The sequence below is a fragment of the Bacteroides sp. RTP21281st1_H5_RTP21281_210402 genome (assembly GCF_040918965.1).
In the GTDB taxonomy this organism is placed as follows: Bacteria; Bacteroidota; Bacteroidia; order Bacteroidales; family Bacteroidaceae; genus Bacteroides; species Bacteroides congonensis.
The window spans coordinates 76,679-94,864 of record NZ_JBCOWR010000014.1 but is presented as its reverse complement, the minus strand read 5'-3'; the positions used below and the strand labels follow the sequence as shown (position 1 = coordinate 94,864).

General features: G+C 45.4%; 11 protein-coding genes. 8 read left to right on the top strand and 3 right to left on the bottom strand.

Annotated elements, in window-relative coordinates; translation table 11 throughout:
- Positions 1-247: 247 nt before the first annotated feature.
- From AB5443_RS19100 to AB5443_RS19090, 3 genes are all read left to right on the top strand, one after another.
- Positions 248-2,761, top strand: a complete 2,514-nt coding sequence (locus AB5443_RS19100; protein WP_277134157.1) for a carbohydrate-binding protein — start codon at positions 248-250, stop codon at positions 2,759-2,761.
- Between the two features lie 56 nt (positions 2,762-2,817).
- Positions 2,818-4,317 carry a hypothetical protein gene (locus AB5443_RS19095; RefSeq protein WP_277134159.1) on the top strand — a complete coding sequence of 500 codons (1,500 nt, stop codon included), beginning with the start codon at positions 2,818-2,820 and terminating at the stop codon, positions 4,315-4,317.
- Positions 4,318-4,413: 96 nt separating this feature from the next.
- Positions 4,414-5,841, top strand: a complete 1,428-nt coding sequence (locus AB5443_RS19090) for a glycoside hydrolase family 32 protein (RefSeq protein WP_277134161.1) — start codon at positions 4,414-4,416, stop codon at positions 5,839-5,841.
- A 104-nt stretch (positions 5,842-5,945) separates the two neighbouring features.
- Here AB5443_RS19090 and AB5443_RS19085 read toward each other — a convergent pair whose 3' ends face one another.
- Positions 5,946-6,818, bottom strand: coding sequence for an aldose 1-epimerase family protein (locus AB5443_RS19085; protein ID WP_277134163.1), 873 nt, complete (start codon positions 6,816-6,818; stop codon positions 5,946-5,948).
- A 10-nt stretch (positions 6,819-6,828) separates the two neighbouring features.
- Positions 6,829-7,677 (bottom strand): Bro-N domain-containing protein, encoded by an 849-nt coding sequence (locus AB5443_RS19080; RefSeq protein WP_073342574.1) that lies wholly within the window; start codon positions 7,675-7,677, stop codon positions 6,829-6,831.
- Between the two features lie 290 nt (positions 7,678-7,967).
- Here AB5443_RS19080 and AB5443_RS19075 point away from each other — a divergent pair, with 290 nt between their 5' ends.
- The 5 genes from AB5443_RS19075 (at position 7,968) to AB5443_RS19055 (ending at position 17,785) form a co-directional block, all read left to right on the top strand.
- Positions 7,968-11,072 (top strand): TonB-dependent receptor, encoded by a 3,105-nt coding sequence (locus tag AB5443_RS19075; RefSeq protein WP_277134167.1) that lies wholly within the window; start codon positions 7,968-7,970, stop codon positions 11,070-11,072.
- 27 nt (positions 11,073-11,099) lie between these two features.
- Entirely contained in the window at positions 11,100-12,809 is a 1,710-nt protein-coding gene (locus AB5443_RS19070) for a RagB/SusD family nutrient uptake outer membrane protein (RefSeq protein ID WP_083589132.1), read from the top strand.
- A 13-nt stretch (positions 12,810-12,822) separates the two neighbouring features.
- Positions 12,823-14,217: a DUF4960 domain-containing protein gene (locus AB5443_RS19065; protein WP_277134169.1), complete on the top strand. Its 1,395-nt coding sequence runs from the start codon at positions 12,823-12,825 to the stop codon at positions 14,215-14,217.
- A gap of 33 nt (positions 14,218-14,250) precedes the next feature.
- The gene (locus AB5443_RS19060) at positions 14,251-15,822 is read left to right on the top strand and encodes a glycoside hydrolase domain-containing protein (protein WP_368114534.1); all 1,572 of its coding nucleotides are present in this window, start codon (positions 14,251-14,253) and stop codon (positions 15,820-15,822) included.
- 130 nt (positions 15,823-15,952) lie between these two features.
- A complete protein-coding gene (locus tag AB5443_RS19055; protein WP_368114535.1) occupies positions 15,953-17,785 on the top strand; it encodes a DUF4980 domain-containing protein in 1,833 nt (610 codons plus the stop codon).
- Between the two features lie 165 nt (positions 17,786-17,950).
- Here AB5443_RS19055 and AB5443_RS19050 read toward each other — a convergent pair whose 3' ends face one another.
- Positions 17,951-18,127, bottom strand: a complete 177-nt coding sequence (locus AB5443_RS19050; protein WP_307995444.1) for a hypothetical protein — start codon at positions 18,125-18,127, stop codon at positions 17,951-17,953.
- Between the last annotated feature and the right edge of the window lie 59 nt (positions 18,128-18,186).

The following is an 18,186-nucleotide window of genomic DNA, read 5'->3' as shown; positions in this document are numbered from 1 at the left end:
AAAATAATGAAGAAAAGCAAGGTTTGGTTGTCAACTTTGCGGGACTAAAAAAACTTGTGGGCAAGAATGTTTTTTATTTTGGTTTCCATCTGTTGTCCGGGTGGATTTTAGATGAAAAACGGCATTTTAAGCGATTTAATTGTTTTTTAATCTCCGGTTAATCCGGTTTTAATAAAGTAGGAAACCGGCTCCATTTATCTTTGCAAATACAGATATGATAAATGTTATTTGATAAAAATGAAAAACTATGAGACACAATTTATTATTTGCTTTGAGATATTTTCTTCCGCTCTTCTTTAGCGGATTAGTCGTCTTGAATGTTGCTTGTAAGGAAGAACGTTCGTCCATTAATGATGATTCCGGGAAAGATGGGGATAGTGATGATGAATATGAGTACGTGGACGACCGTTATGATAATGGGATAAGCTGCGAGGAATACTTGGCCAATTATCGGGGAGTTCCGTTTAAGAAAGACCAGGAAGGAAATAGTTTGTTTGTGATTTCGGGAGTCCCCGCTACGATAGAAGCCGAGGACTTTGATGACGGCGGACAGGACATCTCTTTCAACTTCAAAAACAGCACGGCTGGAAACTACAAGGATTATCGTACAGAAAAGGGAGTTGCCATCAGCAAAAGCGGAACGGTCATTAATATTGGTAATATCAATAATGGTGACTGGCTTTGTTATACATTGCAGGTCACTCAGGCAGGGGCTTACTCTATTGAAACATATTGTGTGTCGGGTGGCGGAAAGACCAGTTTTTATTTTGAGGTGGACGGGAAATCCGCCGGTCAGATAGTCGATTCGCCGGAAGATGACTGGAGCGTCTTTTCACATTCGGTCAAGGTGACGAATGTGCAATTGAGTGAAGGAAAGCATGTTTTGAGGTGGTACACTACGGGCAGCATCAATCTGGATAAGTTCGTATTTACACGTACCGGAGAATATACAGGAGATAAAGTGGACGGTTCCCAGTTTGAATATCCCAGATACGGCTATTATGAACATAATCCGTTGTTCGTCAATTTCTCCTCTCAGATGTTTCAGAACTCATTTACGGGAACGCTTTATACAGCCGACCCTTCGGCACATGTTTGGGCGGACGGAAGACTGTATGTCTATGCTTCACACGACATGGAACCGACACAGGGATGTGACCGCATGGACAGGTACCATGTTTTCTCTACTACGGATATGAAAAACTGGACAGACCATGGAGAGATAATGAACTCGGCTACTGTAAAAGCGCACGTAGGCATGGGTATCGACGGCTTTATGTGGGCTCCTGATTGTGCGTATAATAAGGAAGACCAATTGTACTATTTTTATTTCCCTCATAAGATTGACGCGAATACATGGCGCATTTTTGTGGCAACAAGTAAAGAGCCTGCCGCGAAGTTCAGAGTGAAAGGAGTGATTGACGGCATTCCTTCTACGATTGACCCTTGTGTATTTGTCGATGATGACGGACAGCCTTATATTTATACCAGCGGTGCCGGCAAAGGTTGTTGGGGCGCTAAGTTACGTAAGGATGACTGGACGAAACTGGATGGGGTAATGATGCCTCTGACCGGTTTTACCGATTTTCATGAAGCTCCTTGGGTGCATAAATATAAAGGTAAGTACTATTTGAGCCATTCGGACAATCATGCGGCCAGCCAGGGCGGTAACCGGATGCAGTATTCTATGTCCAACAATCCTTTAGGCCCGTATACTCCATGTGGTGCATATATGTATCCTCATGGTGAAGAAACGGCGCATGGTTCTATTGTTGAGTATAACGGGCGTTGGTATTCGTTCTACCATACGGCTAATCATTCGGGAAAAGGAGCTTTACGTTCGGTCTGTGTAGACCCGATTGAATATGACCAGAATAATAAGTTGAAAATGGTACGGAATTGGGGAATTCCCCGCAGTGGAAAGGCCGTGGAAGTAAAGATGTCGCCGTCTGTGGTGATTCAGGCAGAGGACTATAATGCGGGCGGTGAACATTATGGGTATCATAAGAATCCGTCGGAAGGCGGAATGAAGCAGGAGACACAAAATGGGGTTACGTATCTTAAAGGAATGAAGTCCGGTGAATGGGTACGTTATTCGATTAATGTCAGGGAAGCGGGACGTTATGGCATCACTTGCAGAATGTTTCAGAAGCGTTCGGGCGGTAAATTCCGTATTGCCATCAATGGGGTATATAAAACGGGGGAAATTTCTTTGAGCGGTTCTGCCGGTGTATGGAATGAGACTTTTGTATATCCTGTTGAGCTGGAAGCAGGCGAGCAATATATCGACTTTCGTATTAAGGGCGGGGATATTGACATGGACTGGATAAAGTTCGGTGCGGGATACAGTCAGGTGCCTGGTGTCATTCAGGCTGAGGACTTTGACGAAGGACAATATAGTTTCAAGAACGGTTCGTCCGGCAATTTCAAATCTTACAGGAGCGACCAGGGGGTGGCTATCAGTGCAAGTAATAATGTTGTCCATATCAGTAATACTTCCGGTGGCGACTGGATTCAATATACGTTTAACGTTCAGGAGAAAATTTCCAGTGTCAAGGTTCGCGCGGCAGCAGAAAATGGCGGTAAGTTTGCTCTCTCTTTTGATGGCGGGACGCAGTTGGATGCCGTTTCCACAACTACGGGAAATTGGAATACCTATAATGACTTTACGGTATCGAATGTACAATTATCCCCCGGTACGCATACGATGAAAATTCATATACTCAGTGCCTTGAACATCGATTGGTTTGAATTTCGATAAGAAATAGAAAGAAATAAGTATAGTTGAGCTTGTTTGAGAATTAAATAGAGCAAAATATGAGAATACGAAATTTGTTTTTAGCGGGAAGTCTTGTCTTCTTTGGCTACTGTCCGTCTTTAGTTTCAGCGGTTACTGTTGAAAAGGCGGTAGTGCCGGGCACGGAAAAGAAAGATACCTATGTTCATATAATAATGAACGGGCAGAGTTTGTCTACCGGGCACCAGTCTTATCCGGTACTTTCTACGGAGAATGTGGAAGGTAATTATATGATTGGCAATCAGGTATGGATAAACTATGGAAATTCCCGGGAATATGTGTTTAATCCGTTGACAGGCAATATCGCTTCGAGTTTTCGCACCGGAAACGATGTAAAGAGCCGTTCGGCAGGAACGATAGCCGAGTGCCCGTTATTGGCGGCTGTCAATCATATCCGTTTGAAGCGACCGAAGATGGATAAAATTTTGGCGACTTCGGTAGGCGTCAGTGGTGCCAGTGTGGAAGAATTGTCGAAAGAGTCGGAAATACGTTCTTATTATAAGGACTTTCTCCGTTCATTGGATTATGGTGCTGAAGTTGCCCGAAGCCAGAATAGCAATCTCTATTGCCCGGTTATTTTTTGGATGCAGGGTGAGTTTAATTACAGTCCCAATAAAGATAAGGGAATGCGTGCCGATGTGCCGAATACAACAGACAGGGAAGAATACAAAGCATTGTTGTTGCAGTTGAAAAACAACATGCAGGATGATATATTGTCACGATACGGACAGAAGAAGAAACCGGTATTTATAACCTATCAGACCGGTGCGCAATATATGCGGGATACGCTTTCCATTTCTATGGCACAACTTGAGGCGGCTAACGAAAATCCGGATATTATCTGTGCGGGCCCCATTTATCCGATGACAGACAGGGGCGGGCATCTCGATGCGAATGGTTATCGTTGGTACGGGGAGATGTTGGGTAAGGTTTATTATCAGACGCAAATCAAAAAGAAGGAATTCAAACCTTTACAACCGGTGGCAATAAAGCGGACAAGCCAGCCCAATCAGATACGTATCAAGTTTCATGTACCTGTGCCGCCTTTGGTGTTTGACGTGAATACATTACCCAAAATCCGTGATTATGGTTTTGAAGTGTATCTGAATGATTATCGGCCGGACAACCGTCAGGAGATAACCAACATAACTATCGAGAAGGATGAAGTTGTACTGACCTGTCAGCAATCTTTGGAAGGAGAGGTTGTCATCATGTATGCCGGAACAAGAGCGCATATTGACCAACAGGAGAATGGCAGGAATCATTTGCAGGGACATGGCAATTTGCGGGACAGCGACCCTTATAAAGCTTTTTATACCTATATAGACTTGGATAAAAAGAATGAGGATGGTTCTTATGTTTATCCGCGTGAGGAATTCGAAACGACTCTCCGCCCTGACTATGAGCCCAAAGATGAATCGGGGCAAATCATTTATGATAAGGCATATCCGCTGTATAATTTTAGTGTCGGGTTTTATTATAAGCTGCCTGCCGGTTGTATCAAAATTGACATCCTTTGAAACAAAGTTTATAGATGAAGGCAAAGATACCCCCTATCTTTGCCTTCGTCTTATCTTTGATTAGAAGTTTGTATAAATAAAGAATGCTTTGTTGCTATGAGAACAACCCCTTGGATAGAACTATGTAAAGGTATGCTACTTGTGTTGACAGTTTCCTGCGGACTGACCTGTTGCCACACAAACGGTACGTTAGATACAGCCGATACTGATAAGTTTCGTCCTGTCTACCATCATGCTCCCCTTTACGGCTGGATGAACGATGTTAACGGATTATCCTATAAAGATGGAGAGTATCATATCTATTTTCAATACGATTTCCCCGATTCCAAACGGGAAAATATGTATTGGGGACATTCTGTAAGCAAAGATCTTATGCATTGGGAGTATTTGGTGCCGGCTGCTTCCCGTGATACGTTGGAACACATCTTTTCCGACGACATGGAGATATTCAGCGCTTCCAAAGTCTTTTGGTATGCATCGGAGAACAAATGGGTGATGATCGTGTCTGCCGGTAAAGAAATAAGTTTTTATGATTCCAAAGATAAGAAGGATTGGAAGTATATGAGCAGCTTCGGGGAAAGATACGGAGTTCAGCCTTGTCTATTTGAATATCCTTATATGGTGGAACTTCCCGTAGATGGAGATATCGGTCGTAAGAAATGGGCTTTGGTAGTCAATGTAAATCCGGGCTGTTACTTCGGCGGTAGTGCAACTCAGTATTTTATAGGAGACTTTGACGGGACGAATTTTATTTGTGACAATCAGCCTAATGTCACCAAATGGCTGGATTGGGGAAAAGACCACTATGTTACAGCTTGCTTCTCAAATACAGAAGAACGGGTGATTGTCGTCCCTTGGATGAATAACCGGCAATATTGCCACATTGTTCCGACGAAACAATTCCGCAGTGCCAATGCATTGCCGCGTGAATTGGGATTGTACACACAAGACGATGACATTTATCTTTCCGCCACTCCGGTAGCGGAAGTAAAAATGTTGCGGAAAGAAAGTAAAGAGATTCCCGCTTTCGCCGTTACCAAAGATTATCACGTTGATTCTTTATTAACTGATAATGAAGGTTCTTATGAACTTGTACTGGATGTTACTGCCGGGAAAGCGGAGATTATGGGATTCAGCCTTTTTAATGGTAAAGGTGAAAAGGTTGACGTCTATTTCAATCTTCCGGAGAAGAAACTCGTAATGGACCGTACAAAAAGTGGTATTGTAGATTTCGGAAAGAACAGTGTACCCCATGAACTGGAAGCCCATGACCGTAGAAAAACGATTTCGATTAATTATATGGATGAGTTTGCGTTGGCTACATGGGCGCCTATAAGGAAAGAGAATAAATATACTTTGGATATTTTTGTTGATAAGTGTTCGGTAGAAGTCTTTCTGAATGGAGGAAAGATAGCTATGACTAACCTCGTTTTTCCGACGGAACCATACAACCGTATGTGTTTCTACAGTAAAGGGGGAGCATTCAATGTTGATTCATTAAAAGTGTATAGATTAGGTTTATAAGTTAGGTTTTGTTGATTAGAATTAGGTGTGGGTAGCTGTCGGATACGAATCCGGCAGCTACTTTTAGGTATGATATGGTTCGAATATTGTCGGCTATTCATCAATTACTCATTTATTTCAATCGTGTATCTCCCTTGGAATATCTCACTCGGCTGTAAATGTTGCATCCAGTCTTTATTTTTATATTCACCTGTATAGTGTGCGCGGTCGCAACGCCCATACCAGGGTTCGATGCATACGAAAGGAGCATTCTTTGCAGGCGGTGACCAAAGACCTACCACTGGAGCATCAAAATGCAGGCTTAGATAAGTTCTCTTCTCCTTATTATATAACGTGACTTTATGAGTCTGTTCACCTTCCAATATCAAAGCATCCTTATCAAAGCTATGTATATCAAGTGGTAACAATCCATCCGCCAGCTCTAACGTATATTCAGTAGAAGGGTCTGCACATCCCTTTTCAGAGATAAGAATATACTTCAACCCTTCTTTCTTATCGAATCCGAAGAAACCTCTTTCCGAAGTGGCAGCATCAAAGTCCGGCCAATAGAAAGCAGGATGCGCGCCAATCTGAAAATGCATTTCTTTTTCACCGGTATTCTTAACTTTCCATATCACTTCAATTTGCTTCCCATGAATACGGTAACTTATTTCCAGACAGAATGGAAACGGATATTTCTGCAACGTCTCTTCATTGCTGGTAAGACGATAACATACTTCGTTCTCTTTTTCAGAAACAAGCGTGAATTCCATGTCGCGGGCAAAACCATGTTGAGTAAGTATATAAGGAATACCTTCATTGCGATACTCATTCTCCCACACACTTCCTACAATGGGGAACAGGACAGGGGAGTGGCGTTTCCAAAATGCAGGGTCGGCTTGCCATAGATATTCTTTTCCATTGGCAAAGATACTGCAAAGTTCAGCTCCATGCGGAGATACTTGAATCGTAAGTTGTTCGTTGGAGATTGTCTTCATATCATTTTACTTATTTGTTGGATTTTTCTTTTGATTCGTCTTTTAAGAGAATACCACTTTTTGCATTCAGGGGAGAGATTACTTTCTTTCCGGTTTTGGTTTCGAGTTCCAATCGTGCATTGCGTGCTACTTCTCCGCCTTGATGGGCAATATCCATATGTTCGTTAAAGCTTTCCGGATTGTTGGCTTCGGAGATTTCCTTCGTCGAAAGTTCTGCAAGCATATTCAGTACCAACTCTTTGTTGGTCATGTTATCCCGTAGATTTTCTTTTTTTAATCCTTTGAATTGTTTATACTCTTTGGCTGTCATATCCGACCATGTCTGATAAATAATATCTGTGAGTGTGGCGAATTGGACACCTTCCTGCAATCCGTGTTTCTTCCATTCATCAGTTAAATCTTTGCGGATTTCTATTGATTTCAGACGTTGGTTAATCCAATTGTCGGAATACCCCATACGCTTATAATCCATTAAGGCCTGGTCGATGGATAATTCGGGGTCTTGTATCTGGTTGAGTCGTTCGCTGGCAACTTTAGCCATCCATAGCTTGAAAGGTTCTGCCTTGGGAGAAGGAATGGACTGGATAAGGCGGAGAAGTTGTTCGGTATCGGCGACGTCGGTAAGTCTCATTTTGCCATCGGCTGCCTGCATTTTCAAACCGTGACAGTTTGTCACGGTTTCATTTCCTTCTGCTTTTAGACGCTGTTTGAGTTTTCTCCAATATGCCGTAGAATCAACACTGTCCGTCAGAACAGCCACCACATCTACTATCGAAAAATACCACTTATCCTGTTCGTCATCCCATACCGTACGCACTCTTCTTTCCTCAAAGAGCTTTAAAGCTTGTTGCTTAGTCATGAATTTTGTTTTTTAGAGTTTAATATTAAATGAAGAGTCGTTCTTTTTGGGGCTCATATCACTATACAAAGATAATGTTTTCTGGTATTATAAGGGAATATAATCTCAAGAATTCTCACCGCAAGAAGAAACACTCATAAAACCCTAAAAATAAGGGCACATGCAACAAAAATAACAGCCTTTGAAACATTTCTTTCAGCCGATTGACATAAATCAACCGTAATTTGCATCATCGATAAAAAGAAAATTCGTACTTTTAAATTAATAACATTAAACTAGTGCTCAGTATTATGAAGAACAAAAAACTTCTTAGCAGCGTTTGTTTCCTGTTTGCTTTCATGTCTAGTCTTTGGGGGCAAGGCATTACGGTGAAGGGAAACGTTACTTCCAAGACGGATGGACAGCCGATTATCGGTGCTTCCGTCATTGAAACCACAGCTACGACCAACGGAACAATTACCGACTTTGACGGTAACTTCACCCTTTCCGTTCCCGCCAATTCAACCTTAAAGATTTCGTATATCGGCTATAAACCGATGACCGTGAAAGCGGCTGCTTCTATCCGTGTACTATTAGAAGAAGATACACAGATGGTAGATGAAGTCGTAGTGACGGGCTACACCACCCAGCGCAAAGCCGATTTGACCGGAGCAGTCTCCGTCGTTAAGGTAGACGAGATTCAGAAACAAGGTGAGAACAACCCTGTGAAAGCCCTTCAAGGACGTGTCCCCGGTATGAACATTACAGCCGATGGTAACCCGAGCGGTTCCGCCACCGTCCGCATCCGCGGTATCGGTACGCTGAACAATAACGACCCTCTTTATATTATCGACGGAGTACCGTCCAAAGCCGGTATGCACGAACTGAACGGAAACGACATCGAATCCATCCAAGTATTAAAAGATGCTGCTTCCGCTTCAATTTACGGTTCGCGTGCTGCTAACGGTGTAATTATCATCACCACCAAACAAGGCAAGAAAGGTCAAGTCAAAATCAACTTCGACGCCTCAGTATCCGCTTCCATGTACCAGTCCAAACTCGATATGATGAATACCGAACAATACGGACGTACCTTATGGCAAGCCAACGTGAACAGCGGCAATAATCCGAACGCCAACTCTATCGGCTATCAATACGACTGGGGATACAATGCCGAAGGACGTCCCGTACTGAACAACATCTACGTCCCCAAATTCATAGATGAAGCCAATACAATCGCCATCGGCGATACGGACTGGTTCGACGAAATCACTCGTACCGGCTTTATCCAGCAATACAACCTCTCGCTGAGTAACGGTACGGAACGCGGCAACTATTTCTTTTCTTTAGGATATTATAAGAACGACGGTCTGATAAAGTACACCGACTTCGACCGCATCTCCGCCCGTATCAATAGCGATTATAAAGTAATAGGTAATCTCCTGACCATCGGTGAACACTTCACCCTCAACCGTACCACCGAAGTGCAAGCCCCAAGTAATATAATGAGCGACGCAATGATTGCCCTTCCGATGATTCCCGTGCGCACGGTAGACGGAACTAACTGGGGCGGCCCCAACAGCACCATGCCCGACCGCCAGAACGTAGCGCGTGTAGTCTACGACAACCGCAACAACCGCTATACCTACTGGCGTATCTTCGGTGACGCATACGTCAACCTGAACCCCTTGAAAGGACTCAATATCCGTTCCACCTTCGGCTTGGACTACGCACAGAAATACCAGCGCAACTTCACGCTCCCTTACAACACCGGCTTTCTGAACAGCGACAAAGACGCAGTGGAAATGAAACAGGAACACTTCACCAAATGGATGTGGAACGCCGTTGCCACCTACGAACTGGAGATAGGCAAACACCGTGGCGACGTCATGGCTGGTATGGAGCTGAACCGTGAAGACGACATCAACTTTGCTGCCTACCGCGAAGGATTTGCCATCCTGACTCCCGACTATATGTATCCGTCCGCAGGCGTCGGACAATCACAGGCAAGCGGTGGTGCAGGCGGCTTCTCTCTCGTTTCCTTCTTCGGAAAACTGAACTACTCCTACGCTGACAAATATTTGCTTTCATTTACGCTCCGCCGTGACGGCTCTTCTCGTTTCGGTAGCAACAATAAATACGCCACTTTCCCTTCCGTCTCCCTGGGATGGCGTATCAGCGAAGAAGCATTTATGGAAAAGACCAGAAGTGTAATTGACGACTTGAAAATTCGTGCCGCATGGGGACAGACTGGTAATCAGGATATTGAGAACTATGCCCGCTATTCCATCTACGAATCCAAATACGGCACAGGTAATCCCCCCACTTACGGCACTTCTTATGATATTACCGGCAACAACGGCGGCGGACTGCTCCCTTCCGGCTTTGTCCGCACTCAAATAGGAAACGACGACATCAAATGGGAAACAACCACTCAAACCAACATCGGTCTTGATTTCAGCCTGTTCAACCAAACCTTGTACGGCTCTGCCGAATACTACTACAAGAAAACGACAGACATTCTGATTAAACCCTCTTACATCGCTATTCTTGGCGAAGGTGGCGGTCAGTGGCGGAATGCCGGTTCGATGGAGAACAAAGGCTTCGAATTCCACCTGGGCTATCGTAACAAAACAGCTTTCGGATTGAGTTATGACATAAATGCGAATCTTGGATTGTATCGCAACAAAATCCTGTTCGTTCCCAGTGAAGTAGCTTCTACCGGTGACTTCGGCGGTGACGGGGTGATGAATATTATCGGACATTCCATCAATATGAGAGCAGGCTATATCGCCGACGGTATTTTCAAATCTCAGGAAGAAGTAGATAACCATGCCGACCAGACAGGAAAAGGCATCGGACGTATCCGCTACAAAGACCTGGATAATAACGGAGTCATCGACACCAAAGACCAGACATGGATTGGTGACCCGAATCCCGACTTCACCTACGGCTTGAATATTTATTTGGAATACAAAAACTTCGACCTCACCATGTTCTGGCAAGGCGTACAAGGCGTCGATGTCTACAACGAAGTGAAGAAGAACACCGACTTCTGGTCGGTAGGCGACATGAACGCCAACCGCGGAACCCGCCTGCTGGGTGCATGGACTCCGGAGAATCCGAACTCGAACATTCCCGCCGTCTGCCTTGAAGACTTGAATAACGAAAAAAGAATCTCAAGCTACTATATCGAAAACGGTTCCTACCTGAAACTCCGTAATCTGCAACTGGGCTACACACTGCCGACGGAACTTTCAAAGAAAATCAAGATGGAACGCCTGCGATTCTACTTCAGCGCACAGAACCTGCTCACCATCAAGAGCAAGAACTTCACCGGCATGGATCCCGAAAATCCGAACTTCGGCTATCCAATCCCCTTGAACTTGACATTCGGCTTCAACATCGGCTTTTAATTCATTCATCTTTAAACAACAAGAATCATGAAAATCAAGAAACTATATATATCCTCTTTGCTCTTGGCCGCCTCTCTGATAGGCACTACCGGTTGCGACGATTTCCTGAACAGAGATTTGCAGGGAAGTTCTGACGAAGGGCAGACCATCAACCCCGAGAATGTAGACAATCTTGTGATTGCCGCCTACGCCCACATGGTTTCCGGCGAGGACATGAACAGCCCTTTCAGCCTTTGGCCCTACGGCAATGTCCGTGCGGACGACGCTTACAAAGGCGGAGCGAACTCCGAAGACGGCTCTCATTTCCACTTTCTGGAGATAGCCACAGGCATGACTACCGACAACTGGGCTTTTGATGATATCTGGTATCGCCTCTACTCGGGCGTAGCACGTGCCAACGCCGCCTTGAAATCACTGGACGGAATGGACGAAGCCACCTACCCGAAGAAAAACGAACGTATCGGTGAAATGCGTTTCCTGCGCGGGCACTATATGTTCCTGCTGAAAGTAATGTTCAAGCACATCGTATATGTGGACGAAACCATCCCGACCACGGACTACACCAAGATTTCTAACCGCCAGTATACCAATGACCAGCTTTGGCAAAAGATAGCCGATGACTTTAAGTTCGCCTACGACCATCTGCCCGACACCCAAGTAGAGAAAGGCCGTCCCACACAAGCCGCCGCTTCCGCCTACCTGGCAAAGACCATGCTTTATAAAGCCTACCGCCAAAACGAAAAGAACGAAGTGACCGAAGTTAACGAAGACGACTTGAAAGCGGTATTGACTTATACCGATAACGCCATCATGACTGCCGGCGGTTTCGGATTGGAAGAAGATTTCGCCTACAACTTCCTGCCGCAATACGAAAACGGAAAAGAATCCATCTGGGCAGTCCAGTACTCACAGGATGACAATACGATGTATGGCAATCTGAATTTTGGGAATGAACTGACAGCTCCCCAATACTTCGGATGCTGTGACTTTCAGAAACCGAGCCAGAATCTTGTCAATGCTTTCCGTACCGAAAGCGGCAAACCGTTGTTCGATAGCTATAACGCCAAGGACAACTACGATGCCCAAAGTGAATACGACCCCCGTCTCTTCCACACGGTAGCCATCCCCGGATTCCCTTATAAGTATAACGTAAACTATACTTTCGACAAATCATGGACACGCAACGACCAGGAATACTACGGACTCTACTCTTCATTGAAAGAAAACGTAGACCCCGACTGCTCTTGCTTGAAGAAAGTAAACTCTCCTTTTGTAGCTAACTCGATGAACCGTATCGTATTGCGCTATGCAGACGTGGTACTGATGCGTGCTGAAGCCCTGATTCAGTTGAACCGGCTGTCGGAAGCCCTGCCGCTGGTCAACGATATACGTAACCGTGCGGCCCGTAGCACAACGCTTGTTTTTGATTACGGAGCAAATTTCAATGTAGCCCCTTATACGGTAGCCGACTGGTCGGATAAAAGCGCCGCAATGAGGGACCTTAAATGGGAACGCCGTCTGGAACTGGCTTTGGAAGGAAGCCGTTTCTTCGACCTGGTTCGCTGGGGAGACGCCGCAACGGTCATGAATCAGTATTACCATTCGGAAGCCGGTCGCCGTTCATACTACTCGAACGCAAACTTCACGGCCGGAAAGAATGAATATCTGCCTATACCGCAGAAACAGATAAATTATAGCGGTGGTTTGTATCAGCAAAATAATGGTTGGGATAATTAATAAACAGGAAACGATGAAGACTTTGATTAATAAAATATATATGATGCTGTTGGTTGCGCTGGCTTTCTCCGCAACCGGATGCAGTGATGACGATGATACTTCTTTTGCCTTGAACGGTGATGCATGGATTATTTCTTTCCGTATCCAGGGAAACGACCGCTTTATCATAGAACAGGATAATCAGGCGAAAACGATAAAGGTACATGTGACGGACGATACTGACATAACTAACCTGGTGCCTGTATTCACTTTGTCCGAAGGCGCTTCGGCAAGTCTCGAAAGTGGCAAACCTGTCAACTTTACCATGCCGGTGGTAGTGAAAGTCACCAATGGCAATGTATTCATGAACTATACGATTTCCGTGGAACCGGACAAACCGCTGATTACCAAGTTCATGATAGGAGAGTCTGCCGGTAGAATCAATGAAACGGACAAGACGATTCTGGTATATGTACTCGATGATGTAGACGTGACGGCTTTGTCGCCAATAGTGACTGTCCCGGATGGGGCCACGGTAAGTCCGTTGTCCGGCACTACGCTCGATTTCACTACTCCGAAAGAATATACAGTGACGAACCGCCTGAACGTGGCTACCTATACCGTCACAGTAGAGAAAGTGAAATCGGTGGAACCGATGGCATTTGTTGGTTTGGCTACTACGGTTGCCGAACTGCCCGAAGAAGAAAAAGCGGCGGCTACATGGATGCTGGAGAAATTTCCGGGAGCGCGATATGTTTCTTACCTTGAGATAAGAGATGGCAATGTGACACTTGCTCCGGCAAACTTCCGGACGGTTTGGTTCCATGACAGCAATGACGGTTGGCCGGATTTGAACTGGGATACTAAAGATAAGATAAGAGACTATTACGCAAATGGTGGAAATCTCTTGCTGACAGGTGAATGTTTGAAATATATCGGTGACCGCTGGATGATTCCGGCAGACGGGAAAGGACCTAACAACACATTCCCTGATTCCAAACCGGATTACACTTCGGATGCTCCGGGCAGTTTCGTAATCGGAGCCGGTCATGAAAGCCATGCTATCTTTGAAGGCTTATCTGTCGAAAACGGTTCATTGGTTAAATTGACAGATACCGGTTATCGTTGCACCAATCGTACATTGCGTTGGTATATCGGTCCTAACTGGGGCGATTACCAATCAGTAGAAAACTGGAAGAATAGCACTGGTGGCATTGATTTGGGCTACGCCGGAACCGAGGGAGATGATAAAGACGGAATTGTCATTGCGGAAATTACTCCGCGCACGGTTGCAGGAAAGACAACAGGCCGAGCCATCTGTATCGGCACTCCATTCTATGACTGGTATGACGAGAATAATTCCGGTAATCAATATCAGTACAATGTGATGAGAATGACGGAAAATGCGATTGATTATTTGAGTAAGTGACATCGTTTAATCTAACAGAAAGAAAAGAAAATTATGAAAACTATGATAGTAATAGCTTCAATACTGGGTATGTCAATGTCGTTCGCTGCTTGCAGCGACGACAACGCCCCGGTGATAACAGATAAGAACCTGGACGAAACAACGACCTTCTTCAGTTCGACAGAACCCAGTAATTACAGTACCTACTATAAACCCTATGTCGGTTATGTAGGCGACCCGATGCCTTTTTTCGACCCCGTGAGCAAGGAGTTTCGCATCCTCTATCTTCAAGACGACCGCGACGGCAACTCTACCATTTACCATCCCATCCACGAACTGGCAACCACGGACGCGGCATACTACACCTCTTTCCGTGAAGCCATCCCCTGTGGCACGGCAGTAGAAGACGACCCCGCCATCGGCACAGGAAGTACAATCTATGATGAGGCCGGCAAGACCTATTATACTTTCTATACCGGACACAAATCCGCCGAGCCCCGCGAAGTGATTCTGCTGGCCACTTCCAAAGATTGCAGGACATGGACTAAAGACCGTTCTTTCCGTCTGCCTTCCCCCGTGGAGCAAGGATATGACAAGAACGAATTCCGCGACCCGTATGTCTTTTATGATGAGGACGCGCAGCTTTACCGGATGCTGATTTCAACCCTGAAAGATGGTAAGAGCGTGATTGCACAGTTTACCTCGACCAACCTTCGCAACTGGACATTGGCAGCACCTTTCTTTACGAATATATGGGGACGTTTCTACGAATGTCCCGACGTATTCAAGATGGGTAACTATTGGTACATGATTTACTCCGATAAGGACGTCACCCGCATGGTGCAATACTTCTACGCAAGTACACTGGACGAATTGATGAATCTCCCCAGTGACAGATACCCGTCCACCCTTCCTGACGAAGGAAAACTGGAAGCTACTTCTTTCTATGCAGGCAAAACGGCAAGCGACGGACAGAACCGCTATCTTTGGGGCTGGTGTGCCACCCGCGAAGGCAGGAGAACAACAGGCAACGCTGATTGGGCAGGGGCCTTGGTAGCTCATAAACTGGTTCAGAACGAAGACGGCACATTAAGCCTGAACGTCCCGCAAGCCATCTCCGCCAAGTACTCACAACCAGTCGCCTTGACCGAAAAGGCGAGAGTAGGAGAGGTTACATCTGCCGCTTCTTCCTATACCTTAAAGACGAACTCCTTTGTCCGTTTCGCCCGCTTGGGAAACCAGAATAAGATAACAATGACCGTAACTGTCCCCGAAGGAACCGATGCCGTATTCGGACTGTCGTTTGTAGATTGCAGCGACAAGGAAGAAAAGGCGCGTATCTTTATTGAAGATAAGTACGGTTATCTGAAAATGAAAGAAGTAGCAGTAAATGAAAAGACAGGCGAATGGAACGATGCGCTTTCTATCACAGAGCGTACCATCGTTCCGGCCGCAGACAATGTATATCACATCGAAGCCTACACCGAACAATCCGTATGTGTAGTCTATGTCAACGGCAGATACGCTTTCACCAACCGTATCTACGATTTGGCCAAGAACCCGTGGTCTGTCTTCTGCTCCAATGGCGAAGTCACCGTATCCGACATAAAACTGAGTACTTATTAACCCGAAAGTAACATCTTTTACAGCGTTTGAAACAAAAGTGATAGGCGCTCTGCTCCGTTGCGCCTATCTTTGCACTGTAAACAAGAAATGTAATATCATAAAATAAGTAGCAACCTTAATACCATAAAACATGAATGTATTTTTGCCTTTGAAAAAACTTCAGACTCTTCTGATTTGTTTTACGCTTATGACTGTTTCACTCTCACTCCGAGCGGCTGATTCTTCCTTATTGATAAAGGATTTGGGAGAAGGTTATTGTCTGGTGCGTGTCAACACGAATCAGAAATACCTGCTGTTGCCTGTAGAAGATGCGTCTCCCGATGTACGTATCAATATGATTGTTAATAATAAAGAAGTAAAAAATTTCGATGTCCGGCTGGCTATCAATAAAGTGGATTACTTTGTTCCGGTAGACCTTTCCGACTATTCCGGTCAACTGATTTCTTTTAAATTCAAACTGACCTCGAATGACCCGGTACGCATCAATCTTTCACCGGACAATACTGCCTGTTGCAAGGAAATGAAGCTATCCGACACGTTCGATACTTCTAACCGTGAAAAGTTCCGTCCCCTGTACCATTTCTCACCCCTCTACGGATGGATGAACGACCCGAACGGAATGGTATATAAAGACGGTGAATATCACTTGTTCTATCAATACAATCCTTATGGCTCCAAATGGGGGAATATGAACTGGGGACATACCATCAGCAAAGACCTGGTCAATTGGGAACACCGTCCGGTTGCCATTGCTCCCGATGCTTTCGGAACGATATTCAGCGGCTCGGCAGTAGTAGACTATAACAATACCGCCGGCTTCGGCGCAGGCGCAATCATCGCCATCTATACACAGAACGGCGAACGTCAGGTGCAAAGCATCGCTTATAGCATTGACAACGGACGTTCATTCACCAAATATGAAAACAACCCCGTCTTAGTCTCTGAAGCCCGTGACTTCCGCGACCCGAAAGTCTTTTGGTACGAAGGAACAAAACGTTGGATTATGGTGCTTGCCGTAGGACAGGAAATGCAAATCTTCTCTTCTCCGAACTTGAAAGACTGGACATTTGAAAGCAGCTTCGGCGAAGGATATGGTGCTCACGGTAATGTGTGGGAATGTCCCGACCTCTTCGAACTTCCCGTGGAAGGAACCAATGAAAAGAAATGGGTACTGCTTTGCAGTCTCGGTGACGGCCCTTTCGGAGATTCCGCCACTCAATATTTTGTCGGCAGCTTTGACGGAAAGAAATTTGTTTGCGACAATCAGCCGGAAGCTACCAAATGGATGGACTGGGGAAAAGACCATTACGCCACCGTAACCTGGAGCGATGCCCCCGACAACCGCCGTATCGCTATCGCATGGATGAGCAACTGGCAGTATGCCAACGACGTTCCGACTTCCCAATACCGTAGTCCGAACTCCGTTCCCCGCGACTTGAGCCTGTTTGCCGTAGACGGTGGGATTTATCTCAAATCCGCCCCTTCTCCCGAACTGCTGAAACTGCGCGACATCTCAAAGAAACGTTCGTTCAAAGTAAGCGGAACACGCACGGTCAAAGAAATGATTCCGGGCAACGAAGGTGCTTACGAAATAGAACTGGCCATCAAGAACCAACAGGCAGATATTATCGGCTTCCGTCTCTACAACGATAAAGGCGAGGAAGTGGATATGCAATATGATATGAAAGAGAATAAATTCTCTATGGATCGTCGTAAAAGCGGCAATGTCAGCTTCAACGAAAACTTCCCGATACTGACATGGACAGCTATTGAAAGCGGTAAGAACGAACTGAAACTTCGCCTGTTTGTGGACAAATCAAGTATAGAAGCCTTTGGAGACGACGGACGTTTTGCGATGACCAACCAGGTATTCCCGTCGGAACCTTATAGTCATATTGACTTTTACAGCAAGGGCGGAGCTTATAAGGTAGATTCATTTGTGGTTTACCAGTTGAAGCCATAGGCTTCTTCTATGTAATCTATACGCTCTTTTCCCGATTCCCTACGGCAGAGTATATCTACCCTTACGGATTACTACACTTAAGGTAACGGTATACTTCTGCCAAGCTTACGGTATGGTCAGCTTACCACGGCCGTGGTAGATTCTTCTCACGGGCGTGAAGAGAAGCTACCACAGCCATGAAGAGAATTCGTCACGGCCGTGACAAACTAACAATATCGTAGCTTCCATCCTATTATAGCGGTAGGAAGCAAGAATCGGATAAGGGGCAAACAGGTTTACTCCCGTAGGGGCGGACAAGTTAAGCCCTAAGTAAGGGTGCAGAAATAGAAGTATTGCAATCATTCTGCATAGCTTGTAGGGGCTGACTAAAAAGTCGAATCTATCTCCACTCTCCTCCTTCC